This is a genomic window from Cohnella sp. AR92 (genome assembly GCF_003990975.1).
Lineage (GTDB): Bacteria > Bacillota > Bacilli > Paenibacillales > Paenibacillaceae > Cohnella.
Genome location: NZ_RZJR01000008.1, coordinates 79,312 through 102,926, shown reverse-complemented (window position 1 = coordinate 102,926; position 23,615 = coordinate 79,312). Strand labels below are relative to the sequence as shown.

The 23,615-nt window shown below is 55.9% G+C and carries 24 protein-coding genes; 21 read left to right on the top strand and 3 right to left on the bottom strand.

The features are described from left to right. Positions 1-5: 5 nt before the first annotated feature. The 15 genes from ELR57_RS14395 to ELR57_RS14325 all read left to right on the top strand — a co-directional run bounded on the left by ELR57_RS14395 (position 6) and on the right by ELR57_RS14325 (position 16,062). On the top strand, positions 6-803 hold the full coding sequence (locus ELR57_RS14395) for a formate/nitrite transporter family protein (protein ID WP_126959792.1): 798 nt from the start codon (positions 6-8) through the stop codon (positions 801-803). Between the two features lie 120 nt (positions 804-923). Beyond that, a complete protein-coding gene (locus ELR57_RS14390) occupies positions 924-2,573 on the top strand; it encodes a response regulator (protein ID WP_126959791.1) in 1,650 nt (549 codons plus the stop codon). Beyond that, positions 2,570-4,324, top strand: a complete 1,755-nt coding sequence (locus ELR57_RS14385) for a cache domain-containing sensor histidine kinase (protein WP_126959790.1) — start codon at positions 2,570-2,572, stop codon at positions 4,322-4,324. Before ELR57_RS14390 ends, ELR57_RS14385 begins: the two co-directional genes overlap by 4 nt. Beyond that, a complete protein-coding gene (locus ELR57_RS14380) occupies positions 4,317-5,294 on the top strand; it encodes a substrate-binding domain-containing protein (protein WP_126959789.1) in 978 nt (325 codons plus the stop codon). The genes ELR57_RS14385 and ELR57_RS14380 overlap by 8 nt, the downstream gene beginning before the upstream one ends. A gap of 139 nt (positions 5,295-5,433) precedes the next feature. Next, the gene (locus ELR57_RS14375) at positions 5,434-6,432 is read left to right on the top strand and encodes a galactose ABC transporter substrate-binding protein (RefSeq protein ID WP_126959788.1); all 999 of its coding nucleotides are present in this window, start codon (positions 5,434-5,436) and stop codon (positions 6,430-6,432) included. Between the two features lie 133 nt (positions 6,433-6,565). Next, entirely contained in the window at positions 6,566-8,095 is a 1,530-nt protein-coding gene (locus ELR57_RS14370) for a sugar ABC transporter ATP-binding protein (RefSeq protein ID WP_126959787.1), read from the top strand. Between the two features lie 32 nt (positions 8,096-8,127). Next, positions 8,128-9,144, top strand: coding sequence for a galactose/methyl galactoside ABC transporter permease MglC (gene mglC / locus ELR57_RS14365; RefSeq protein WP_126959786.1), 1,017 nt, complete (start codon positions 8,128-8,130; stop codon positions 9,142-9,144). Between the two features lie 156 nt (positions 9,145-9,300). After that, positions 9,301-10,029 carry a (Fe-S)-binding protein gene (locus tag ELR57_RS14360; RefSeq protein ID WP_126959785.1) on the top strand — a complete coding sequence of 243 codons (729 nt, stop codon included), beginning with the start codon at positions 9,301-9,303 and terminating at the stop codon, positions 10,027-10,029. Next, the gene (locus ELR57_RS14355; RefSeq protein WP_126959784.1) at positions 10,026-11,552 is read left to right on the top strand and encodes a LutB/LldF family L-lactate oxidation iron-sulfur protein; all 1,527 of its coding nucleotides are present in this window, start codon (positions 10,026-10,028) and stop codon (positions 11,550-11,552) included. The genes ELR57_RS14360 and ELR57_RS14355 overlap by 4 nt, the downstream gene beginning before the upstream one ends. Beyond that, positions 11,545-12,270, top strand: a complete 726-nt coding sequence (locus tag ELR57_RS14350) for a LutC/YkgG family protein (protein ID WP_126959783.1) — start codon at positions 11,545-11,547, stop codon at positions 12,268-12,270. Before ELR57_RS14355 ends, ELR57_RS14350 begins: the two co-directional genes overlap by 8 nt. Before the next feature lie 26 nt (positions 12,271-12,296). After that, positions 12,297-13,007 (top strand): FadR/GntR family transcriptional regulator, encoded by a 711-nt coding sequence (locus ELR57_RS14345; RefSeq protein WP_126959782.1) that lies wholly within the window; start codon positions 12,297-12,299, stop codon positions 13,005-13,007. Positions 13,008-13,125: 118 nt separating this feature from the next. Continuing rightward, positions 13,126-13,476, top strand: coding sequence for a DoxX family protein (locus ELR57_RS14340; RefSeq protein ID WP_126959781.1), 351 nt, complete (start codon positions 13,126-13,128; stop codon positions 13,474-13,476). 133 nt (positions 13,477-13,609) lie between these two features. After that, positions 13,610-14,926 (top strand): deoxyguanosinetriphosphate triphosphohydrolase family protein, encoded by a 1,317-nt coding sequence (locus ELR57_RS14335; protein ID WP_126959780.1) that lies wholly within the window; start codon positions 13,610-13,612, stop codon positions 14,924-14,926. Between the two features lie 107 nt (positions 14,927-15,033). Beyond that, positions 15,034-15,330, top strand: a complete 297-nt coding sequence (locus ELR57_RS14330) for a putative quinol monooxygenase (protein ID WP_126959779.1) — start codon at positions 15,034-15,036, stop codon at positions 15,328-15,330. A 126-nt stretch (positions 15,331-15,456) separates the two neighbouring features. Beyond that, on the top strand, positions 15,457-16,062 hold the full coding sequence (locus ELR57_RS14325) for a hypothetical protein (protein WP_126959778.1): 606 nt from the start codon (positions 15,457-15,459) through the stop codon (positions 16,060-16,062). Here the strand turns inward: ELR57_RS14325 and ELR57_RS14320 are convergent. Then, positions 16,059-17,534, bottom strand: coding sequence for a DHA2 family efflux MFS transporter permease subunit (locus ELR57_RS14320; protein WP_126959777.1), 1,476 nt, complete (start codon positions 17,532-17,534; stop codon positions 16,059-16,061). The two genes, ELR57_RS14325 and ELR57_RS14320, sit on opposite strands and share 4 nt — an antisense overlap. Before the next feature lie 166 nt (positions 17,535-17,700). On the opposite strand from ELR57_RS14320, the gene ELR57_RS14315 reads away from it, so the two are divergent. From ELR57_RS14315 to ELR57_RS14305, 3 genes are all read left to right on the top strand, one after another. Then, a complete protein-coding gene (locus ELR57_RS14315; protein WP_126959776.1) occupies positions 17,701-18,387 on the top strand; it encodes a TetR/AcrR family transcriptional regulator in 687 nt (228 codons plus the stop codon). Positions 18,388-18,635: 248 nt separating this feature from the next. After that, positions 18,636-18,824, top strand: a complete 189-nt coding sequence (locus ELR57_RS14310; protein WP_126959775.1) for a hypothetical protein — start codon at positions 18,636-18,638, stop codon at positions 18,822-18,824. 36 nt (positions 18,825-18,860) lie between these two features. Further along, the gene (locus ELR57_RS14305; RefSeq protein WP_126959774.1) at positions 18,861-19,688 is read left to right on the top strand and encodes a copper amine oxidase N-terminal domain-containing protein; all 828 of its coding nucleotides are present in this window, start codon (positions 18,861-18,863) and stop codon (positions 19,686-19,688) included. 186 nt (positions 19,689-19,874) lie between these two features. On the opposite strand, the gene ELR57_RS28625 is transcribed toward ELR57_RS14305, so the two are convergent. Together ELR57_RS28625 and ELR57_RS27880 are read right to left on the bottom strand one after the other, a co-directional pair. Further along, a complete protein-coding gene (locus ELR57_RS28625) occupies positions 19,875-20,078 on the bottom strand; it encodes a DUF6199 family natural product biosynthesis protein (protein WP_126959773.1) in 204 nt (67 codons plus the stop codon). A gap of 338 nt (positions 20,079-20,416) precedes the next feature. Further along, positions 20,417-20,572 (bottom strand): hypothetical protein, encoded by a 156-nt coding sequence (locus ELR57_RS27880; RefSeq protein ID WP_158630038.1) that lies wholly within the window; start codon positions 20,570-20,572, stop codon positions 20,417-20,419. A 93-nt stretch (positions 20,573-20,665) separates the two neighbouring features. Between ELR57_RS27880 and ELR57_RS14295 the strand changes: the two genes are divergently transcribed. The 3 genes from ELR57_RS14295 (at position 20,666) to ELR57_RS14285 (ending at position 23,585) form a co-directional block, all read left to right on the top strand. Then, positions 20,666-21,001 carry a metal-sensitive transcriptional regulator gene (locus ELR57_RS14295; protein ID WP_126959772.1) on the top strand — a complete coding sequence of 112 codons (336 nt, stop codon included), beginning with the start codon at positions 20,666-20,668 and terminating at the stop codon, positions 20,999-21,001. Positions 21,002-21,026: 25 nt separating this feature from the next. Further along, positions 21,027-21,227, top strand: a complete 201-nt coding sequence (locus ELR57_RS14290) for a copper ion binding protein (protein ID WP_126959771.1) — start codon at positions 21,027-21,029, stop codon at positions 21,225-21,227. Positions 21,228-21,335: 108 nt separating this feature from the next. After that, complete coding sequence (locus ELR57_RS14285; protein WP_192896574.1) at positions 21,336-23,585, top strand: heavy metal translocating P-type ATPase; 2,250 nt, start codon at positions 21,336-21,338, stop codon at positions 23,583-23,585. Positions 23,586-23,615: the final 30 nt, after the last annotated feature.

Below are 23,615 nucleotides of genomic sequence, written 5' to 3'. Positions count from 1 at the left end.
CAGCCATGAATATCCCGGCACTGGAGGCCGTAATCGATAAAGCGCTCGTCAAGAAAAGAAAGCTGGACGATCATCCTTTACGCTACGGAGCGTCGTCCGCGCTGGCCGGCGTTTATGTCGGCATGGCGGTCGTGCTCATGCTGTCCGTCTCCGCGCCTTTGTATGCCATTCATTCGCCGTGGACGCCGCTTGTCTCCGGGACGTCGTTCGGCATCGCGCTTATTCTTGTCGTGTTCGCGGGCGCCGAGCTATTCACCGGGAACAACATGGTGCTGACGGTCGGCGCGTTGGCGAAGCGGACGACATGGAGCGACGCCGCTCGCAACTGGCTATGGTGCTGGCTTGGCAACTTCGCCGGCGCGGCGGCATTCGCCTGGATCGTCTGGCGATCCGACGCGTTCGCAGGCATCTCGGCCGATCACCAGCTGTTTGCGCTCGCCGGCAAGAAGATGCATCTTCCGTTCGAGGTGCTTTTCTGGCGAGGTGTCGTGTGCAATTGGCTGGTCTGCCTGGCGATCTGGTGCACTTATCAACTGAAGAGCGAAACGGCCAAAATTCTGGCGATCGCCTGGTGCCTGTGCGCATTCGTCGCGTCCGGGTTCGAGCATAGCATCGCCAATATGACGACTCTGACCCTTGCTCTGCTGCTTCCGCATCCGGACTCGGTGACATTCGTCGGTCTCGTCCATAACCTCGTCCCGGTGACGATGGGCAATATCGCGGGAGGAGGCTTGTTCGTGGGAGCGGCATATTGGTTCGCGGAAGGAGGGCGGCCGCAAAGCGAGGAGAAAAAATCTGTTTGACGAGCAGACTGACGATACGATAGCATTCATGAAGCCGTTCGAGATTTCGACGGCTTTTTTCTGTTGCGTGGGAGCGCGCGAGACATACTATAACCGATATTAGCGGGCGAGGAGAGTACGATGTACAAGCTATTGATCGCGGATGATGAGCCCGAAGTGACGGAAAGCCTTCTGGAAGAGATCGATTGGGCGAGCTACGGGTTCGAGAAAGTTTGGCCGGCGACTAACGGCCGCGAAGCGATGGAACTCATCGAGAGAGAAGAACCCGATGTTCTGGTTACGGATATCAACATGCCTTACATGAACGGCTTGGAGCTGTCCGAATGGGTCAAGAAAACGTACCCTCTAACGAGAATAGTGATTTTATCGGGATATGACGAGTTCGAATACGCCAAACAAGCGATTCAGCTTCAGGCGGACGATTACTTGTTGAAGCCGTTCTCGGATGACCAATTGATCTCGGCAATTAGGGAATCCGTTCGTCGAATGGATGAAGAACGCGAGAGAAGAAGCAATGTCCAGCTTCTGCAGGAGCACTATCGAACGACTCTCCCGATCATTCGGGAGAAGTTCCTCTCTTCCTTGATTACTCGAAGGCAGCCGTTGAAGACGATTCGGGAGAAGGCGGAGAAATACGATCTTAAGCTCGACGGGAAAGGGTATCTCGTATCCGTCGTCGGCGTGCAGCCGAAGGAGGAGGACGGGAAGTCGGAGGACGTCGATTCCGGAATAAAGCGGCCGAAGCTGTCCGATGACCTCGATTTGATGCTGTTCACGGTGTGCAACATCGCGGACGAGATCTGGTCCAAGAGAGGACTGGGGAAGGCGTTCATTCATCAGGACCAGGTCGTTCTGTTCACGGCCAGCCCGCATCTGGACGCTTCGCCCGTGATGGAAGAGACGCAAGACGGTCTGAAGGAAATTCTGAAAAGCATCGAGGTGTTCGTGGAGCTGCCGGTTACGATAGGGGTAGGAACGTTCGCTCGCGACATCGGCGGTTTAAAGGAGTCGTACGAATCCGCGCTTGATGCGCTGGATTACCGGAGAATCATCGGGATTAATCGGATCATCTATATCGGGGATCTCGAGCCGATCGGCAAGACGCTTACGTTCGACGAGGCGAAAGAGAGAAGCTTGACGCGCGCCGTAAAGGTCGGGTCGGAAGAGGAATTGCGCGAAGAGATCGACGCGCTCTTCGAGGAGATTGCTCGCGCGCACGTCCCGGTTCAGGAGTACGAGCTGTACATGCTGGAGATGGTAACGGCCATCCTCAAACTCACGAAGGATGTCCAAGGCGGCTCGGACGACCTATTCGGAGGGGCAAGCATTCTGAATCAGTACCGGAAGCTGACAAGCGCGGACGAGACCAAAAATTGGTTCGCCGATTTGTGCCTGAAGCTCAGGAATCGGCTCGCGAGCGGCCGGCAACGCGCCTCCAAACAAATCGTGGAAGAGGCGATCTCCTATGCGAGAAGCAACTTTCAAAACGCCGATCTGTCCACGGCGACCCTATGCGAGCATCTTCATATCAGCGCCGGATACTTCAGTAACCTATTCAAAAAAGAAACTCGAATGACGTTCGGGGCATTTTTGCTGCGGCTGCGCATGGAGAAGACGATGGAGCTGCTCCGGACGACCAATCTGAAGACTTTCGAAATCTCCGACAGGGTAGGGTTCTCCGACCCGAATTACTTGGGACTATGCTTCAAGAAGTATGCCGGCGTTACGCCTAAGGAATACCGCGCGGGGCTCCCGGAGATTTCCGGATGATGCGGCGCCGAAGCTTGCAGGCAAATTTATCGGTGGCGTTCGCCGTGTTCGCCGTCTTCATGATCGCCATTGTCACCTTGGCTTTGTACGGTCGGTTCACCGAGACGGCGAAGGCGAACGCCTACCGCAATTCCCAGCAGATCGTCGATCAAGTCAGCTATAATCTGGAAAATTACATTCAAGGAATCTCCGACGTGTTCGGCATGATGGACCATGTGATCGGGCGGAGCGCAAGCGTGGAGTCGCCATCCTTGCGCGAACAGTTGGAAGCGATGATGTCAACCCGGGCGGATATCGTTTCGGTCGCCTTGTTCGATTCATACGGGCATCTCCAACTGGATCTTCCGAACGTCAGCCTCAAGCCTTCGCTTCGGATCGCCGAGGAGAGCTGGTACGAGAATGCGCTCGGAACGCCGGGCCACCTGAAGATCTCGCTGCCGCACGTTCAGAATCTCTATAACCGGCAGTACCGTTGGGTCGTATCGCTCAGCAAGAGTATCTCGTTCGTCAAGAACGGGAAGCCGAAAGACGGAGTTCTCCTCATGGACGTCAACTTCAATCGGATCGACGAGCTGTCGAATCGGGTTAGCCTCGGGAAGAAAGGTTATATCTATCTGCTCGACGAATCGGCAGGCAATATCGTGTATCATCCTCAGCTTCAGCTCATCTATGCGAGATTGAAGCAAGAGAACGTGGAGCTTGCGCTCAGCTCGTTCGGCAGCGCGATCGACCGCACCGGAGAAGAACAGAAGCTGATTAGCGTCCAATCCATAGGCAACGTCGGCTGGAAGGTCGTCGGCGTCTCTTACTTGAGCGAAGCTTTGAATACGAGCGCGGCATTGAATCGTTCGATGGTACAGATGATCTTCGCGATACTGATCATCATCGCGCTCTTATCGGGCATGCTGTCCCGCCGCATCTCGCGTCCGATCAAGAGGCTCGAAGCGACGATGAGAAGCGTCGAAAGAGGCGAATTCGTGCCGGTAGACGGCGAGGATGGGCCTCTCGAGATCAAGCAACTGGCGAATCGGTTCAACATCATGATCCGTACGATCAAACGGCTGATGGAGCAGATCGTCGCCGAGCAGGAGAGCAAGCGCAAGCATGAACTGGAAGCGCTGCAGGCGCAGATTAATCCTCATTTTCTATACAATACGCTGAATACGGTCGTTAGGATGGTCGGAAAGAACAAGAACGAAGAGGTCGTGACGACGATCACCTCATTATCCAAGCTGTTTAGGATCAGCATCGGCAAGGGCAAGAGTCTGATCAGGGTCTCGGACGAGCTGGAGCATGCCCGCCATTACTTGATCATTCAACAGATGAGGTTCAAGAACAAATTCGATTTCTCCTTCGATACGGAGGAGGAAACGTTCGACTACATGACGCTGAAGCTGATCCTTCAGCCGATCATCGAGAATTCCATTCTTCACGGAATCGAACCGTCGATCGACAGGGCGCATATCTCGGTGTCTTCCAAGAAGGAGGGAGAGGCGATCGTCTTCCGGATCGAGGACAACGGGGTCGGAATGACGGAACAGAGGTTGAATGAAGTGAAGGCGGGGGTCGCGTCAAGCGTAACCGGCTCGGGAGTCGGAATTCGTAACGTGCAGGAGCGGATTCAATTGTACTTCGGCCATTCCTACGGCTTAAGCTTCGACAGCGAGCTGGAGGTCGGAACAAAGGTGACCGTCCGCATCCCGGCAGTGTTGGACGAAAGCCGAGAAAGAGAGGGAGGAGATCATGAATAACAAGGTCGGAACGGCGATCCGATTGGGCCTGGCTGCCGCGGCCTTCGTACTGATCTATCTGGCGTTATCCGAGGAGCCGCCGGTTCCGCAGGCGAAGCCGAGCGAGACCGGCGTTCAGATGATTGTTCGTACGGTCCACGGGGATTATTGGAAGAACGTGTCGCTTGGAGCCGAGGCGGCCGTCAGGGAATTCGGCATCTCCCTGAATCAAGTGGCGACCGATAGCGAAGGCGATGTAGCCCGGCAGGTTCTTCAAGCCATGACGGCTCTCGAGTCGAACCCGGATGCGGTCGTTCTAGCAGCGAATGACGACGAGGCTTTTAAGCCATTCCTGGACGAAGCGGAGAGAAGGGGCATCCCTGTCATCGCGATCGACAGCCGATTGACATCCGGCAAGACGGAGACGTATATCGGAATCGACAACGAGGCCGCCGGACGGGAGGCGGTCAGGCAGTTGAATGTCTTGCTCGGCGAGAGGGGACGTATCGGGCTGCTCGCCTATTCAGAGGGCGGAATTAACGGCAGGTTGAGGGAGGACGGAGTACGCTTCGCGGCGAAGCAAGCCGCCGGATTGCAGCTGATCGCCGCCCGTTCCTGCGGGGAAGGGGATTGCGAAACAGTCGCCGGTCAGATGCTGGAAGAATACGATCTGGACGGCATCGTCGCGTTAAACACGAATGCGACCGTTGGCGCGGCAGACGAGCTGAAGAGAAGAGGGCTGCGGAATCGCGTCAAGCTGGTCGGCTTCGACAGCTCACCTGAATTGCTGGAGCTGCTTCAAGAAGGCTATATCCAGAAGCTAATCGTCCAGAACCCGTTCAACATGGGATATCTCGGTCTACAGCAGGCGACTTTCGCCGCCGAGGGGCGACGATTGCCGGAACGAACGGAGATGGAAGTGGCGATTATCGATAAGGACAACCTGTTCTGGCTGAAAAATCAAAAGCTGCTTTTTCCAGTCGTTCAATAGACGAAAGTGATGAGGATTTTCGTGAAAATGAGCAGAATTTTAAGTTCGAATCGGTTATAGAATCGGCCATAATGAACAAGCAAAGCAAAACAACACGAAAATCATCATGAAACGAGTCTCCAGGGAGGTCATTAGAAAAATGAAAAAAATGACGGCAGCAATGGTAATCGGCGCGGTAGCGCTAGTAACGGCCGGGTGCTCCAGCTCGAACGGCGGAAGCGAAGGCGGCTTGCCGAAGGCGGGCGTGGCGATTTATAAATTCGACGACACGTTCATGAGCAGCGTGCGCAGCTCCATTACCTCGGCGGCATCCGGCAAGCTGAACGTCGACGTCGTCGATAGCCAGAACTCGCAGCCGACGCAGAACGATAAAGTCGATCTTTTCATCAATAAAAAGGTTAAGGCGCTGGGAATCAACCCCGTTGACCGCACGGCGGCCGGCACCATTATCGATAAAGCGCAGAAGGCGAACATTCCCGTTGTCTTCATGAACCGCGAACCGCTGGCAGACGATCTGGCGAAGTGGGATAAGGCGTACTTCGTAGGAGCGAAGGCGGAGGAATCCGGCACGATGCAAGGCGAGATTATCGCAGATTACTTCAAGAGCCACCCGGAAGCGGACAAGAACGGCGACGGCGTACTTCAATACGTCATGCTGAAGGGCGAACCGGGCCATCAAGACGCCGAGCTGCGCACGAAGTTCTCGATCCAAGCGATCCAAGACGCAGGCATCAAGGTCGAGAAGCTGGCGGAAGACACCGCGATGTGGGACCGAGTGAAGGGCCAAGAGAAGATGGCGGCGTTCCTGGCATCCCACGGCGACAAGATCGAAGCGGTTCTGGCGAACAATGACGACATGGCGCTTGGCGCGATCGAAGCTTTGAAGGCAGCGGGCTACTTCAAGGGCGACAAGAAGATGCCGGTAGTCGGCGTAGACGCAACGGAAGCCGGCAAGCAAGCGCTTAAGGACGGAACGCTGCTCGGTACGGTTCTGAACGACGCGGAGAACCAAGGCAAAGCAACGGTGAACCTTCTAAGCGTTCTGGCGTCCGGCGAGACTCCGACGAAGGAAAATGTCGGTTACGACATCACCGACGGCAAGTACATCTGGGTTCCTTACCAGAAGGTTACTCAATAAAGCTGGAAGCGACATTTAAACAGAGAACGGCTGAAGAAGTCGAGGGGGAACGCTTTGATCGGCGTTTCCCCTTGCTCCTTGGCTAGCCGATCGATCGATCGGATGCGGAGTTGGATTCAAGGGAGGCTATACAATGACACAGCAGCATCCTTATTTATTGGAAATGCAAGGCATCACGAAGACGTTCCCGGGCGTCAAGGCGCTGGATAACGTTACCCTTAAGGTTCGTCCCGGCACCGTCCACGCTCTGATGGGCGAGAACGGCGCAGGCAAATCGACGCTGATGAAGTGCTTGTTCGGCATCTATAAGCCGGACGAAGGCGAGATTTTTTTGGATGGCCGGAAGGCAGACATCAAGAATTCGAAAGACGCGCTCAGACACGGCGTGTCGATGATCCATCAGGAACTGCATCCGGTGCCACAACGCAGCGTGATGGAGAATATCTGGCTCGGAAGATTCCCGATGAAGGGGGTAGCTCCCCTCCGGTTTATCGATCATAAAAAAATGCTCCAAGATACGGTTGCATTGTTTGAAGATTTGAACATGGCCATCGATCCGAAGCAGCTGGTCGGCGAGATGTCCGTCTCCAAGATCCAATCGCTCGAGATTGCCAAGGCGGTCTCCTTCCATTCGAGAATCATCGTCATGGACGAGCCGACCTCGTCTCTGACGGGCAATGAAGTCGAGCAATTGTTCGCCATTATCAACAAGCTGCGCGCCAGAGGCGTATCCATCATCTACATCTCGCACAAGATGGAAGAAATTCTGCGGATCTCGGACGATGTGACGATCATGCGCGACGGCAAATACGTCGGAACCTGGCAGGCTTCGGAATTGACGATCGACGATATTATTACCCGAATGGTCGGACGCGATCTGTCCGAGCGATATCCGGCCCGCACGAACAAGCCCGGCGATGTGATGCTGCGCGTGGATAAGCTGACTTCGATTCATCCTCATTCGTTCAAGGACGTCTCGTTCGAGCTTCGCAAAGGAGAAATCCTCGGTATCGGAGGCCTCGTCGGCGCACAGCGAACCGAATTGGTCGAAGCTCTCTTCGGTCTAAGGTCCATCAAGTCGGGCGCCATCTTCAAGGACGGCAAGCAAGTCAATATCAAGTCTCCTGGCGACGCCAAGAAAAATAAAATCGCGCTACTAACGGAAGAGAGACGGGTTACCGGGATCTTCCCGGTGCTGTCGATTACCGAGAACACGGCGATCGCGAACCTGGGGCTCTATAAGACGAAGTTCGGATTCTTGAACGAGTCGAAGATGAAGGTCGAAGCGGAGAACGGCGTGCAGAAGTTCAAGACCAAGACGCCTTCCGTCAACCAGCTGATCCGGAATTTGTCCGGGGGCAATCAACAGAAGGTTCTGTTGGCTCGCTGGCTGCTCACCGATCCCGACATTCTGCTGCTCGACGAACCGACGCGGGGGATCGATATCGGAGCGAAGTTCGAGATCTATTCGATCATCATCGAGCTGGCTAAGCAAGGCAAGAGCATCATCATGATCTCTTCCGAGATGCCGGAGCTGATGGGCATGTCCGACCGCATTATGGTGATGTCGGAAGGCCGGGTAACCGGAATTCTCGAGGACAAAGAGGCCAGCGAAGAGAAGATCATGCGGCTTGCCGCCCAGCATGGTTCCCAGGCGGGTTGATCGCCAAGATTCAGAGGAGGTAATTTAGCACCATGGAAGCAACCAAAGGGTTAAAAGCAAAAAATATGTTCTCTCAGAACGCGATCTGGCTCGTGCTCATCGTCTTGATTCTGGCGATCTCGGTCATGGACGTGAACTTCTTGTCGATCACGACGTTCCGGGATATGCTGATTCAATCGTCTACGAGACTGATCATTGCTCTCGGAGCCGCGTTCGTTCTCATTACGGCAGGCACGGACCTGTCGGCCGGACGCGTCGTCGGCTTGACGGCCGTCGTCTCGGCCTCCATGCTTCAGATGTCGGACTACGGAAGCCGCTTCTTCCCGGATCTTCCGCAGATGTGGATGATCATCCCGATTCTGATCGCCATCGCGATCGGTTTGCTGGTCGGGCTGCTCAACGGCTTCATCGTTTCGAAATTCCACGTGCCGCCGTTTATTGCAACGCTTGGCACGATGGTAGCGGTATACGGCGCGAACTCGCTCTACTTCGATATGCCGCCGAACAATTCGCAGCCTATCGGCGGATTGCGCAAAGACTTCAGCCATCTGGGCACCGGATCGATCGGCAGCGGCGATTTTTCCCTTCCGTATATCGTGCTGATCGCCATCTTCGTTGCCTTTATCGTATGGGTTGTGTTTAACAAAACGACGTTGGGCAAAAACATGTACGCCATCGGCGGCAACATTCAAGCTGCGCATGTCTCGGGCATTAACGTCGCCAAGAATATCATGTGGCTGTACGCGATCGCCGGAGCCTTGTACGGACTGGCAGGGGTTCTGGAAGCGGCGCGCACCGGCGGCGCCACGAACAACTACGGCAACATGTACGAGCTTGACGCCATCGCGGCGTGCGTCGTCGGCGGCGTCTCCACGACGGGCGGCGTCGGTCGAGTCAAAGGAATTATCGCCGGCGTTCTAATCTTCACCGTCATCAACTATGGCCTTACCTTCATCGGGATCAGCCCTTACTGGCAGCTTATCATCAAAGGCTTGATCATCGTCGTTGCGGTCGCATTCGACATCCGCAAGTACGTGGCTAAGAAATAATAGGCTTAGGCCGAAGATTCGCCAAAGAACTTCTCTCTCACGAGGGAAGTTTTTTGGCGTTTTCGGGAGCTGTTTTGTAATAAAAAAACGCTTGCAAAACTTGTCTGACAACCTGATAATAAGATCATATCATAACGATCGAGGTGCATAGGCGTCATGAAAGTCTCCTTGTTTATTACTTGCCTTAGCGACGCGATTTTTCCGCGGGTGGGGGAAGCGATGGTGCGCCTGCTTGCCAAGTACGGCGTCAGGCTCGAATTCCCGAAGGTGCAGACGTGCTGCGGACAGCCGGCGTACAACAGCGGCTATTGGGACGATGCCCGCGCGACGGCCAGGACGATCCTGGACGCGTTCGAGGACAGCGACTTCGTGATCTCGCCTTCGGGTTCCTGCACGGAGATGATTCATAACTATCCGAAGCTGTTCAAGGACGATCCGGCGATGAAAGCCAGAGCGGAGCAGCTCAGAATGAAGTCGTACGAATTCACGCAATTCCTCGTGCAGGTGCTGGGCGTTACCGACGTAGGCGCGGAGTTCCCGCACAAGGTAACCTACCATCCGTCCTGCCACGGCAGCCGGCTTCTCGGCGTCAAGGACGAACCGATGGCGCTCTTGAACCGCGTCAAGGGCCTGGAATTCGTGCCGCTTCCGTTCGCGGAGGATTGCTGCGGCTTCGGCGGAACGTTCTCCGTGAAGATGGCCGATATCTCGGGCGCGATGGTATCCGAGAAGGTCGACCACGTCAAGGAGACCGAGGCCGAGGTGCTGGTCGGGCTGGACATGGCTTGCTTGATGAACATTGCGGGGAATCTTCGATATCGGAACGAGCCGGTTCGCGTCATGCATCTGGCCGAATTGCTTGCGGAAGGGGCGAAGCTGGCATGAGCGCCAAGGGAACAGCGAAGGGCACATTAGGAACGGTCAAGGAACGCGCGGGGCTTGCGCTGAACGACGAATTCCTGCGGAAGGCGGTCAAGTTCACGACTGAGCGGCTTCGCAACGGTAAGAAGAACGCGGCGAACGAGCACGGCAATTGGGATCAGTGGAGAGAGCGCGGCCGGGCGATTCGCCTGCATACGATCGCTCACTTGGACTATTACCTTAACTTATTCGTCGAGAACGCGAGAGCGAACGGCGTGCACGTTCACTTCGCGGATACGGGCGCCGACGCGGTGAAGATCTCCCTCGCGATCGCGGAGCGCAAGCAAGCGAAGACCGTCGTGAAATCGAAGTCGATGGTATCGGAAGAACTGCACCTGAATCACGCGTTGGAAAAGATCGGGGTCGAAGCGATCGAGACGGACCTTGGCGAATATATCATTCAGCTGGCTGGGGAGACGCCCTCACACATCGTTATTCCGGCGATTCACAAGAATCGTTACCAGATCGCCGATCTATTGTCGGAAGTGGCAGGAGAGAAACTAGAGGCCGATACGACGGTGCTGGCCGGATTCGTGCGCAAGAAGCTGCGGGAGAGCTTCCTCGAAGCGGATATCGGCATGACCGGCTGCAACTTCGCCATCGCCGAGACGGGCTCGATGGTCCTGTTCGAGAACGAAGGCAACGCGCGGATGGTCACGACTCTTCCGAAGACGCAGATTACGCTGATGGGCATGGAACGCATCATTCCGTCGTTCCAGGATCTCGAAGTCATGGCGACGCTCCTTCCTCGTTCGGCTACGGGACAGAAGCTGACGATGTACATGTCCGCCATCTCGGGTCCTCGCCGCAGCGAGGATGCGGACGGTCCGGACGAGATGCACATCATCATCGTCGACAACGGACGCTCGCTTCAGCTCGGCGACCCCGAGTTCCAGGAGCTGCTCAACTGCATCCGCTGCGGCGCTTGCCTCAACGCATGCCCGGTCTATCGCCACATCGGCGGACACGCGTACGGCGGCACGTACAGCGGCCCGATCGGAGCCGTGCTCACCCCGGCGCTGAACAAGAACATCGCCGAATGGGACGACATCGCCAATGCGTCCAGCTTGTGCGGCGCTTGCTACGAGGCCTGTCCGGTCAAGATTCCTCTGCACGAGATGCTCATTTCCCTACGCCGCCGCAAGGTCGAGAAGGGTCACGGCAACAAGCTCGAAGGAGCGGGCATGAAGGGCTTCTCGACGCTGCTCGGCAACGCGAAGAGATTCCGCACCGTGCTTAAGGTCGGCCAGATCGGCCAGAAGCTGGTCGTTCGCGACGGCGGCATCCGCACGAAGATCGGCCCGCTCAAGGGCTGGAACAGCTACCGCGTCACGCCGAGCTTGCCGAAGAAGTCCTTCCGCGAGAATTGGCCGACGTTGGAGCAGGAGATCCGGGCGGGGCTTCAGGAGATCAATCCCGAGATGAAGCAGCGCATGGAGAATATCGTGAAGAACAGACAGCAGGGGGGAGGACATCATCATGGCTGATACGCATGAGCAATGGCTGAGAGAGATGGAAGAGCAGTCGAAGGCCAAGCAGGCTTCTTTCATGGCCGGAATCGCGCAGAAGCTGAAGCATCCGAGAGTGACGGAAGCGCCGGCGCATCCGTTTCGCGGAGCGCCAGACTTCTGGAACGAGCTGGAATGGAGCCTCGAAGAGAAAATCGAGCGGTTCTCCGACAACTGGAAGAGCGTAGGCGGCCATGTGGCCCGCCTTGCCGACATGGACGCGGCGCGCGATTTTATTGCGGCGAAAGCCCAAGAGATGGGCGCGAAGTACATCGTTCGCCAGAACGAAGCGGAGCTGGATTCGCTTGGGTTGGAAGCCGCGCTTCCGGACGCTCGCGTCTCGGTATGGAACACCGATCCGGACGTCTATTGGAAGGCGCGTTCCGCCGAAGCCGACTTCGGGGTGGTCATGGCGGATCATTCCGTTGCCTACACGGGTTCGGTCGTCGTGAAGTCATCGAAGGACAAGGGACGCTCGGTCTCGCTTCTGCCGACCGTCATGATGATCCTTATCCCGGTCGATAAGATGAAGACCCGCCTTGGCGAGGTTCTGGTCGAATTCGACCGAGCCGGGCGCGATAGCCTGCCGGCGGGCATTCACTTCATTACGGGGCCGAGCCGTTCCTCCGATATCGAGAACGATCTGACGATCGGCGTGCATGGGCCTGGCATTGTTTATGCTCTTCTTGTAGGATAAAGGGACATGGAAGGAGAGGAACTGGCGTGGAAGTCACCCCGCTAACGAAACGAAATCACTACGAAGAGATTACGGAACAGCTGAAGCGCCAGATCGTGGAAGGCAAGCTGAAGGTCGGGGATAAGCTTCCTTCGACCAAGGAGATGTCGGAGCGCTTCGGCGTCGGACGATCGACGACCCGCGAGGCGCTCAGCGCCCTCAAAGCGATGGGACTGATCGAGATTCGCCAAGGCGGCGGCTGCACGGTTATCCGTTCCGAGCCGGAAGCGGAGATCAAGCTGCCCGGCGTGGAAGCTCTGCGGATGAACCGGGAGACGCTGCTCGAGCTCATCGAGGTGCGTCAGTCGCTCGAAGTCTCGATCGCTTCGCTGGCCGCGGAGAAGAGAACGGAAGAAGACGCGGCGGCGCTAAAGCGGATCGTGAAGGAGATGGAGCAGGCGGTCGGCAACGATCTCGAAGGGGAGAGGACCGACATCGAGTTCCATCTTGCGCTGGTCAAGGCGGCCCATAATTCGATGCTGTCGAAGGTTCTCGACTCGATCATGACTCCGATGGAGCTGGCCATCCGGGAAGTCCGGAGAGCGGAGCTGTACGCGAATCGCACCGTCGCCGAGCGGCTGCTCGAGGAGCACTCCGCTATCGCGGAAGCGGTGGCGGCTCGGGATACGGCAGCCGCCGCGGACGGAATGAAGCGGCACCTGCGCCATATCGAGACGATCCTCCTCAAGTATGTCTAGCTCGAATCCTCGATTTTCCAAGCATATCCTTGTCAGTTCGGCCCGATTCCCCTTATAATGCGCCTATAGGACTAACAAATCGATCCAGTTCCGTTGTTGTCATTAGGAGGGCGTTGTCGTGCCAATCATCGTCTTGCAAATCATGCTTAGCGCCGCATTCTTGGTCGGCGGACTCTCGAAGCTGGCCGGGGCGAAGCCGCAGCTGATCAACTTCAAGCGTTGGAGATTGCCTCCGTCGATGAGAATGGCGACCGGTGCCGTGGAGATGCTCGGAGCGGCCCTGATGCTGCTTGGCATCTGGACGCACGGGTTCGCGGCTTGGGGAGGAATCCTGCTGGGGGGGACGATGATCGGCGCCATTTTCGTTCATTTTCGCGCTCAGGACAAGATCTCGCTGTGGGTTCCGGCTATTGTCTTCTTGTGCGTATCCTTGGCCGTAACGGTCAATTACGCCTCGTACTTATTCTAATAAGCATATGGATTCAGGGGAGGAAACCGGACGTTAACCGTTCGGTTTCTTTCCTTATATCTAACAAGAACTGGCGGACTTCGACGAAAACAAATACAATACATGAAATGGCTCCGATTCAGAGGTGACGCAGATGAATGTACGCAAGCTAAGACTGTTCGACACGGATAATCTTTATTCCAGCGACGATCGCGACGAGTACGAGAAGGATTATTCCCGCCTGATTCAATCGCCGGCTTTTCGCCGCTTGCAGGGCAAGTCTCAGGTGTTCGGCGCCGGTTCCGGCGATTATTACCGCACCCGGCTGACGCACTCGCTCGAAGTATCCCAGATTGCGCGGGAGGTGGCAAGAAGGCTCGACAAGAGCTATCCTTTCCTCTCGCAGAAGCTGCATCCCGGCCTCATGATCGACCCCGAGGTCGTCGAGGTGGCGGCACTCGCCCATGACTTGGGACATCCTCCGTTCGGCCACAAGGGAGAAGAGGTCCTGAACGACGTGCTTCAGAAAGAACACGGGTTGAAGTACGAGGGCAACGCCCAGAACTTCCGCATCCTCATGTTCCTGGAGAAGCGAGCGGGGAGCGACAGCGGCCTCGACCTGACGGCTGCCGCGCTGCTCGGCATCAACAAGTATCCGTACTGCATCGATGAACCTGGCCGGGTTAAGGGCGTGTTCCGCCGCGAGTGGGAAGGGATCGAATACTTGAGGGGATTGTGGGGGATGCCGGAGGGCTGCGCGACTCTCGAAGCCCAACTGATGGACCTGTGCGACGACATCGCCTATTCGACCCACGATCTGGAGGACGGAATCCGCGCCGGCAAAATCCCGGTCGGCACGAACTTCTACGAGGACGAACGGCTGGTGACCCATCTGGTCCAAGAGATCGTCGATGACCCCGGCAACAAGGGCATGAACTGGGAAGGCCTCGACCTGAAATCGACGGTGAGAATCGTGCTTAGCCAGTTCGTTCGGCAGTGGGAAGAGATATACGCCGAGAATGGACGGGATACCTCCCGCACGAGAAGAGAGAACAAGGCGCGCTGGGTGCGCCGCTACGCCAGCCAGGTCGGCATTATCGACGATCCGGCTAGAGGATGGAAGAGGGTAACCTTCGTCCGCGACGGCCAAGAGGACTTGGAGCTGCTGCGCACGATGGAGATCCTGAAGAAGCTTGCCTGGGTCACGCTGATCAAGGACTTCCGGGTTCAGCGCCTGCACAAGCGAAGCGAAGTCATGATTCGCCGCCTGTGGGACAGCTTCAAGGAATACGAGACGGGCAGGCTCATTATTCCTCCGGATTGGCTGGAGAATTACGAGCAGCAGCAAGGCAAGTGGCCGTGGGAGCGGATGGTCGCCGATTACATCTCCGGAATGACGGACGCTTACGCCGAGAAGGTATACGGGGAATTCTTCGCGAGCCGCTCGGGCTCGATCTACGAACGGGACTGACGGAATCGCAAGTCGAATCGCGGTTGAATCGCGTACAGTCGCGTGCGGAACAATAGGAACCGTGAACCGGGCAGGCCCAAATAACGACAACGAAGAGGATGAACATCATGATCATTGTGCATGCCAATCTCCAGATTAAGCCCGATCAAGAGGAAGCGTTCCTGCGCGAAGTCAAGGCCGTCATCGAGGCGACGAGAAAAGAAGAGGGCAATCTGAGCTACGAGCTGAAGAAATCGGTCGATCAAGAGCACCATTACACCATGATCGAGCTGTGGAAGGACATGGAGGCGGCTCAGTCGCACAATACGAGCGAGCATTTTGCCTCTTTCGTTAACCAAGCCCGCTCTCTCCTGGCCGCGCCGATGGAGCTTAACCTCTATAAGGCGGAACGGATCCAACTCTAAATAGACCAAAGAAGAAGGCAGCCTACCCTCGATCGGCTGCCTTCTTCTTGTTTAGAATTAATTAATAAAGCTCTATTATACTGAATTCGCAACAACGAGCCGTCCCAAGAATCGGAGGAAACGAACGTGAGCAAAAGGAAAACCGTCTGGATACCTGCTATCCTTGCCGCAATTGCGGCTGCATTGCTATTGGCTTACTCCCTATGGCACCACCCGTCTAACGCCGGCAGACATTTTCCGCCCGGAGGAGCGGGGCGTCCGCCTCGGGAAGAAGAAGGCGGCCTAGGCGGTCTTGCCAAGACGCTGGGAACGATATCGCTTTACCTAGGAGCCGCCGGCTTCGTTTGGTTCTGGTTCAAGAAAAAGCTCAAGTCCCCGTCTCTCCTCGTACGAAGGGTCGGCAAGCTGCTTCGAACCGCGCATAAGCCATTGGGGTGGGCGACGCTCCTTCTGATTGCGGTTCATGGTGCTTACTTCCTGTTCACGAAGCTTCAGGACCATAAGATATGGAGCGGACTTGCGGCCTTTGCGATCTTGTTGGCCATTGCCGGTTACGGATTCTTCGTCAACAAAATCCGGAACAAATGGATGCGGACCGTTCATCGCACGCTCGGATTGCTCTGGGTTCCCGTTCTGGTCATCCATGCCGGAGGCTCGGCAATCCTTGCGTCCGCAGCCGCGTTGGCCGTCGGAGCGGTTGTCGCGCTCTTGGAGAAGAAAGCCGCAGCTTAAGCGGTTTGTTCTTCCCCGGCGATTGCGGAATCCTTGGCAAGCACCGCCGGGGCGCGCTTCTTCCGGACAAGCAAGCCGAAGGGAATCGCGACCAGCGAGATGAGAGTCGCGACCATGAACACGTCGTTTACGCTCATCGTATATGCGAGCAGCGGAGCAGACGCATCGGATCCGCCGCTTGCCGATAGCTCCTGTCCGTGAGACGCGGCATGGGAGATAAGTAGGGACGTGAACAGCGCGATGGCGAAGGAGCCGCCGACGTTGCGCACCCAGTTGGACACGGAGGAAGCGTCGCCGGACTGGACTCTTGGAATCTCTTCCATGCCCGCCGTTCCCGTTGCCGCTGCGGCGAAGGAGACGCCGATATTGCGTATCGACATCCAGAAGATCACGTAAGCATGAGAGACGCCTACTTCAAGCTGCGACATCTCATAGCTTCCGATAAGAATGAACGCCAATCCGCCGATCGTCATCCACAACGGGCCGATTCGGCCGTACAGCTTGCCGGCGACCGGCATGAAGAGCGCCATGATCAAGGAAGCGGGAAGCATGATGATGCCCGTGTCCAGTGCGGATATCCGCTGTACGTTCTGCAGGAACAACGGCAGCAGAAGCGTACCGGAATACAAGCTGATCATGATAATGGTCGCGGAGACGAGCGATAGGGTGAACCGGGCATTCGCGAATACCCGAAGGTTGAGTAGCGGAGACTCTGCCCGAAGTTCTCTCCAGATGAAGAGAAGCAGCATGACGAAGCCAAGAGCGAACAGCCCGAGCGTATTCCAGGAGGTCCAGCCCCATTGCCTGCCTTCGCTAAGTCCCAACAGAATCGAGACGCTGCTGACGACGACGGTGGCCAAGCCGACGATATCGAGCGGCTTCGGCTTGCCCAGACGATAGTCGGGAATCATCAACTGGATAAACAGGATGGCGACGAGCCCAATCGGGATATTGATGAAGAAGAGCCACTTCCAACTGAAGTTCTGGATGAGCCAGCCGCTGATCGTCGGTCCGAACGCGGGGGAGAGCATGCCGGACAGCGCCCAGAGGCTGACGGCGAACGCTTGCCTCTCGCGGGGGATGACTTGGAAGATGATCGTCATCGTCGCCGGAAGGACAAGACCGCTGAACGCTCCTTGCACGATCCGGAACGCGATGAGCGAGCCTGCGTTCCAAGCCAGCGCGCACAGCAGCGAGAATACGACGAAGCCGATCATGGCGTACAGATACAATCTTTTAGGGCCGAACCGATTCCCCAGGTACCCGGTAAGCGGCGCGGAGACCCCCAGCATCAGCATGAAGCCGGTCAGCACCCACTGGATCGTGTCCAGTCCGCTGTGGAAGTCTTCGATCAGAAACGGGAGGGCGATATTGATCGTGCTGATGCCCATCACGCTTAAGAACGAACCGAAGAAAATCGCGAGCATGATCGGCCAGAACCTCACCTTGCCTTGAATTTCATTTTCCTCCATCCTTAATCCTCTCTCCATTCCATCTCTATTTCTGTATAATGTTTCTAAATCATACATCAGGCCCTATTCAAAGTAAACTGTTTTAGGTAAAATTAGTTTAGGTTGTTCAGAAAGTTTACCTGCTAAGCGCGATGGATTATACTGAGAGAATAAAGGAGGGAGCGTCGTGAAAAATCAGGATGAGCAGCCAGGCTGCCGCTACACCGATCCGGAATGCAGGAGCAGGTTGGTCACCAAGCTGTTCTCTCCCATTCGCCAGACAGGATTCCAACAGCTTCGCATGGACGATGTCGCCAAGCATATGGACATCTCCAAGGCGACGCTCTACAAATATTTCAGCTCCAAGGACGAGATCATCGAGCTGATCGTCCAGCAATTCGTGGGCTTCATCAAGGAGAAGGACGAGGAGGACCTGCGCGCCGCGGACCTCCCTTACGAGCAAAGGTTCCGCAACTCGTTCGTACAGACGCTGTTGATCGCCAGCTATCGTTCGGACCCGTTCCTGAACGATCTGCGCGAGACGTTGCCGGAGCTCTACGGCGAATTGGAATCGGCCATCGGCTCCCGCATCGAGAGGCTGCGCCGGTTCTACGAGGAGGGAATGGAGAAGGGAGCGTTCCTTCGCCAGAACGCGACGCTCGTGATCCTTCAAGACGAGCTGATGTTCCGCAGCCTGATCGATCCCGTGCAGTTGATGAAGCAGAACCTGACGCTGAGGAACGCTCTATTCGATTACTATCAGATCAAGAAACGGCAGCTGTTGGCGACTTGCGACGATGACGCGAAAGCGGACGAGGCGATGAGGGAGCGGCTGGACCGATTGGCGAGGAAGATTATGTACGGAGCAATCTAGAACGGCTGAATTCTCAGCCGTTCTTTTTTGTGCAGCAATCCGAATATTAACGGAAATCAGAGACCCTTACAGGCGCAGATTGGCGTCTTTCTGATTCTAAAGGAACTAGCAGCCCTTATGTTTACAATAATTGCTCGCGTCAAGGTGAAATGACAAAATAAGCGTCGCTCAGTTCCGTAACGATTCATAACAGCTCTTTTTCGAGTAAATAACGGCTGTCAGTTCCGTTAGCCGTTGGCGCGAGAGCCGTGAGCCGATATCTGATGAGTAAAGAGCGACTTATGCCTAATGCTGTTTTTAATCCTATCGAATCGATCTGCGGTCACTTTGCCGGTCGCGGAATTAACAAAGCCGATAATAAATTTATTGATGGCAACCTTAAAAACTTGTTGGCGCAAAAGCAACAAAAACAGAGAATCGATCGTCAAATCCTCTAGTTGATGATCCATTTCTCTGTTGAAGGAGCTAATGATATGAAGAAGGTTCTCGCCGGCACGCTGGTTATTATCATGCTTACTCTGTTTTCGTTGCCTGCGTATGGGGCATCGGGAACTCCAATTAAAGTGGATGGCGTGACGATTGTATCGGATGTACAGCCGGAAGTCGTCAATCAGCGCGTTATGGTGCCTCTGCGTATATTCAGCGAGAATTTAGGAGCCTCGGTAAGTTGGTCGAATTCGGAAGTGACGATCGCAATGGATCAGTTGAAAATAACACTGAAGCCCAATAGCCATGCTGCGGTGCGGAACGGTTCGGCGGTCACCCTGGACGTGAAACCTTACGTCAAGAACGAACGCGTCTTCGTTCCTCTCCGTTTTATCGCCGAGACGTTCGGCTGCCAGGTTCAATACCGCGATGGGCTCGTTTCGGTAGCTACCGAGCCGCTGGTCATTGACGGCTCGAGCGTGTATACGCTCCAACACGAAATTCATATGACCATGGGCGGCATTGTGACCCAAATGAAGGGCAACGCTTATATCAAAGCGATTTACGATTTGTTCGAGAAAGGCAAAGGAGAACCGACGGAAGCTCCCGCCCATTATACTTGGACGTATCCCATCATGGACACGGGCTGGTATGGCAAAGCGACTCAGTTTGATTTCTTGGACATGAGCGGGACGAGCGTGCAGCGATTCGATTTGTATACGTTGTACAACGACAGCTCTAATGTACTGCTCTACGACGCGTCGGCCGATAAGTGGTACAAATTCGGAAGCGACGACAGGAACGACATATCGAAAACGTTCGGTTTGGCCGGACAAAACGGATTTACGACGGTCATCAGCGATACGGTCGTATAAGCGGGTTACTACTACCCGTCTCAAGCAGGATAGGGATAAGCTTATCTATAGTAACTATAAAGCGTAGTGGTCTAGGATGACCCACTACGCTTGTTTTATTTACGTTGAGCAGAGGCGTTATCTGTATCCAAATCGTTATGCTAACCTAAGGATTCGTAGTAAACCGACCCGTATATTCATTTGTAACTAAGCAAAAATAAAAACTAGCAGTGCGAACCCTGTTAGCAATAAGAACAATACTCCGCTAATTCGCGTCATCAATATATAAAGATCTGATGGATCTGTCGCATCATCCGATTTCCAGCTTTCTTTTATCTGCCAAACAACTTTAGGGCGAAAAACCGCTAACATTCCGGCAATAAACAAAACGAGCAGTAGTAAATACTTCATAAAATCTCCTTTCAGAAAAATGTAGTCGTGGCAAGAAAATAGTAGTGTAAATTGTAATACGAACGCTTTAGGTAAATGCATCATTTTTTTCCATTGTTAAGCGCACAAGCATTCCGGAAGAGCGCCGGTTCCACCGAGCGTACAAAACATCGAACATAAAGTTATAGGATAATTGGTCAGTCGTCGTTTTGTAGTTCCGTCTGCTTTCGTTTATTTGCCGAGCAGATCCAGCACGCCGGGGAGGGCAGCAGCAGAAAGCGCAGCAATTCAACGGTAAAATCAAATGGGGTGCGCAGCATCCGGCAATCGATCTGAAGGAAAAGCACGCCGACGCTCGATCAGCGCCTGCGGAAATCGCCCAGCATAAAGCTTTTGCCGATGCCTCCCGCGCCGTACAGGTTAAGCGCCTTATGATCGGGGTTATCGTTCGTCACCAGCCGTTTCCACCGGTCGAGCTCGTCGCGCTTCCGATTGCGGGAGGATGGAAGGGTCATGCGAAGACCACCGACCTGGAGAAAAAAAGGAATTTTCAGGCTTGACATACCCTGTGGGGGTATATTAAGATAAAAGCGTGAGGTGATTCCCATATGGAGCAAGCGAAAGAATCCGCCGCGGCCGAGAGCTGTCATGACGGCGGCAAGGCGGCAAGGCGCAGCCATCATTCGAACGAGACGAAGTCGAACCTGGTCTCGCGGTTGAACCGGATCGAAGGCCAGATTCGCGGGATCAAGGGCCTGATCGAGAAGGATACCTACTGCGACGACGTCTTGAACCAGATCGCCGCGGTGCAGTCCGCGCTCGGTTCCGTAGGCAAGCTTCTGCTGGAAGGACACATGCGCAGCTGTATCGTGGAACGCATTCAAGCCGGTGAGAACGAGGTTATCGACGAGCTGCTCGTCACGGTCAACAAGCTGATGAAATAATAAATCTTATTCGGGAGGAATTAACATGCAGAATATTACGCTCAAAGTAGAAGGAATGTCGTGCGGCCATTGCGTGAACGCGGTGGAAGGAGCCGTTCGCAAGCTCGGCGCATCGGCCAAGGTAGATCTGGCGGGCAAGTCCGTCTCGATCGAATACGACGAGAAGAAGACGTCGGTCGCCAATCTTAAGGAAGCGATCGAGGATCAAGGCTACGACGTCGTCTAATCAGGATGATGGGGCTTGGGGATGAAGTTCGAACGGCCTCAGGCTCTTTTTTTAGCCATAAAATATACCCCACAGGGGTACATTAATCCAAAGGTTGGGGTGATTGGCATGAGTACTGCGAAGGCTGCACTAGAGCAGGCGGGGGTTCCGGAATCGTTGGAGATTCTGGACCTCGATATCGGCGGAATGACTTGCGCGGCATGCGCCGCGAGGATCGAGAAAGGCTTGAACCGACTGCCGGGCGTTAACAAGGCTACCGTCAATCTGGCTCTGGAGACGGCAAGGGTAGAGTACGAATCCGGGAACGTGTCGGAGACGGACGTCATTCATAAGGTGGAACAGCTGGGTTATAAGGCTGCGCCGAGAGTCGAGCGCGATCAAGAGGAAAGGCGCCATCGCGACGTGACCGGCAAGCTGTCCAAAGTGATCGTCTCGGCGATCCTGTCCCTTCCGCTCTTGTGGGCGATGGCCGGCCATTTCTCTTTCTTGTCCTGGTTATGGGTGCCGGAGCTGTTCATGAAGCCTTGGTTCCAATTCGCGCTGGCGACTCCGGTGCAGTTCCTGATCGGATGGCAGTTCTACGTCGGAGCGTACAAAGCGCTGCGCAACGGAAGCGCGAACATGGACGTACTCGTGGCGCTCGGGACCTCCGCGGCTTACGGCTACAGCGTCTATCAGACGATTCGCTCGTCGACGAACGAGCATATGCATTCCGTCGAGCTGTATTATGAGACCAGCGCCATCCTTATCACCTTGATTCTTCTCGGCAAGCTGTTCGAAGCGCTGGCGAAGGGACGCTCTTCGGAGGCTATTCGTTCCTTGATGAAGCTTCAGGCGAAAAGCGCTCTCGTCATTCGGAACGGGAAGGAGATGAACGTTCCGGTAGAAGAGGTCGTGCTTGGCGACCTGGTGATCGTGAAGCCAGGAGAGAAGCTGCCGGTCGACGGCATTGTCATGGAAGGCTCATCGTCCGTTGACGAGTCCATGCTGACGGGAGAAAGCTTGCCCGTCGAGAAGCAAGCGGGCGATTCCGTCTTCGGGGCGACGATCAACAAGAACGGCGCGCTGCGCGTGCAAGCGACTCGCATCGGCCAAGATACGGCGCTCGCCCAGATCATCCGGGTCGTAGAGGAAGCGCAAAGCTCGAAGGCACCCATTCAGCGGGTGGCGGATGTCATCTCGGGCGTCTTCGTTCCGATCGTGGTCGGCATCGCGCTGATCGTCTTCTTCGTCTGGCTGCTGGCGGTGGAACCGGGAAGCTGGTCCAGCTCGCTGGAAGCCGCGATCGCGGTACTCGTCATCGCCTGCCCTTGCGCGCTCGGCTTGGCGACGCCTACCTCGATCATGGCGGGCTCCGGAAGAGCCGCAGAGCTCGGCATTCTCTTCAAAGGCGGAGAGCATCTGGAGCAGACCCATACGATCGATACGGTTGTGCTCGACAAGACGGGCACGATTACGAACGGCCGGCCGGAGCTGACGGATCTTCTCGTGGCGGATGGCTGGAATCGCGACGACGTTGCCCGTTGGATCGTCGCCGCCGAACGAAGCTCCGAGCACCCGCTGGCGGAAGCGATCGTTCGGGGGCTCCAGGAGCAGGGAGGTCAAGCGGCATCGGCAGAGGAGTTCAAGGCGCTGCCGGGTTATGGCGTCGAAGCGACGGTGGAAGGGCGGAAGCTGGCGATCGGCACCCGCTTGCTCATGGAGAGCGGGGACGTTGATTTCTCGGCGGCGGCCAGCGCCATGAGCGAGCTGGAGGAACAAGGCAAGACGGCAATGCTTGTCGCCGTTGACAATCGGCATGCGGCGCTGATCGCCGTCTCGGATACGATCAAGCCGACCTCGCGCGAAGCCGTTAAGAGGTTGAAGCAAGAAGGTTTGCGCGTGATTATGCTGACCGGAGACAATGCGCGCACGGCCAAGGCGATCGCCGCAGCCGCCGGCATCGATGAAGTGATCGCGGAGGTGCTGCCGGACGGCAAGGCGGAGGAAGTGCGCAAGCTTCAGAAGGCAGGACGCAAGGTCGCCATGGTCGGAGACGGCATCAACGACGCTCCCGCGCTGGCGACCGCCGATATCGGGATGGCGGTCGGAACCGGAGCCGACGTGGCGATGGAAGCCGCAGACGTCGCGCTGATGAGAGGCGACCTGAACGGGATCGCCGACGCGATCTCGCTGAGCCGCCAAACGATGCGCAACATCCGGCAGAACCTATTCTGGGCGCTCGCCTACAACGTGATCGGCATTCCGATCGCCGCCTTCGGCTTGCTCGCGCCATGGCTGGCGGGAGCGGCGATGGCTCTGAGCTCGGTGTCGGTCGTGCTGAATGCTCTTCGCCTGCAGAGGGCGAAGGCTTCATAAGCGGAAGACGATCTGGCAACGCTATTAAAG

Coding starts and splice junctions, on each gene's coding strand:
- ELR57_RS14395 (WP_126959792.1), top strand. CDS start 6: ATGAATATCCCGGCACTGGAGGCCGTAATCGATAAAGCGCTCGTCAAG.
- ELR57_RS14390 (WP_126959791.1), top strand. CDS start 924: ATGTACAAGCTATTGATCGCGGATGATGAGCCCGAAGTGACGGAAAGC.
- ELR57_RS14385 (WP_126959790.1), top strand. CDS start 2,570: ATGATGCGGCGCCGAAGCTTGCAGGCAAATTTATCGGTGGCGTTCGCC.
- ELR57_RS14380 (WP_126959789.1), top strand. CDS start 4,317: ATGAATAACAAGGTCGGAACGGCGATCCGATTGGGCCTGGCTGCCGCG.
- ELR57_RS14375 (WP_126959788.1), top strand. CDS start 5,434: ATGAAAAAAATGACGGCAGCAATGGTAATCGGCGCGGTAGCGCTAGTA.
- ELR57_RS14370 (WP_126959787.1), top strand. CDS start 6,566: ATGACACAGCAGCATCCTTATTTATTGGAAATGCAAGGCATCACGAAG.
- mglC (WP_126959786.1), top strand. CDS start 8,128: ATGGAAGCAACCAAAGGGTTAAAAGCAAAAAATATGTTCTCTCAGAAC.
- ELR57_RS14360 (WP_126959785.1), top strand. CDS start 9,301: ATGAAAGTCTCCTTGTTTATTACTTGCCTTAGCGACGCGATTTTTCCG.
- ELR57_RS14355 (WP_126959784.1), top strand. CDS start 10,026: ATGAGCGCCAAGGGAACAGCGAAGGGCACATTAGGAACGGTCAAGGAA.
- ELR57_RS14350 (WP_126959783.1), top strand. CDS start 11,545: ATGGCTGATACGCATGAGCAATGGCTGAGAGAGATGGAAGAGCAGTCG.
- ELR57_RS14335 (WP_126959780.1), top strand. CDS start 13,610: ATGAATGTACGCAAGCTAAGACTGTTCGACACGGATAATCTTTATTCC.
- ELR57_RS14330 (WP_126959779.1), top strand. CDS start 15,034: ATGATCATTGTGCATGCCAATCTCCAGATTAAGCCCGATCAAGAGGAA.
- ELR57_RS14320 (WP_126959777.1), bottom strand. CDS start 17,534: ATGGAGGAAAATGAAATTCAAGGCAAGGTGAGGTTCTGGCCGATCATG.
- ELR57_RS14305 (WP_126959774.1), top strand. CDS start 18,861: ATGAAGAAGGTTCTCGCCGGCACGCTGGTTATTATCATGCTTACTCTG.
- ELR57_RS28625 (WP_126959773.1), bottom strand. CDS start 20,078: ATGAAGTATTTACTACTGCTCGTTTTGTTTATTGCCGGAATGTTAGCG.
- ELR57_RS27880 (WP_158630038.1), bottom strand. CDS start 20,572: ATGACCCTTCCATCCTCCCGCAATCGGAAGCGCGACGAGCTCGACCGG.
- ELR57_RS14295 (WP_126959772.1), top strand. CDS start 20,666: ATGGAGCAAGCGAAAGAATCCGCCGCGGCCGAGAGCTGTCATGACGGC.
- ELR57_RS14290 (WP_126959771.1), top strand. CDS start 21,027: ATGCAGAATATTACGCTCAAAGTAGAAGGAATGTCGTGCGGCCATTGC.
- ELR57_RS14285 (WP_192896574.1), top strand. CDS start 21,336: ATGAGTACTGCGAAGGCTGCACTAGAGCAGGCGGGGGTTCCGGAATCG.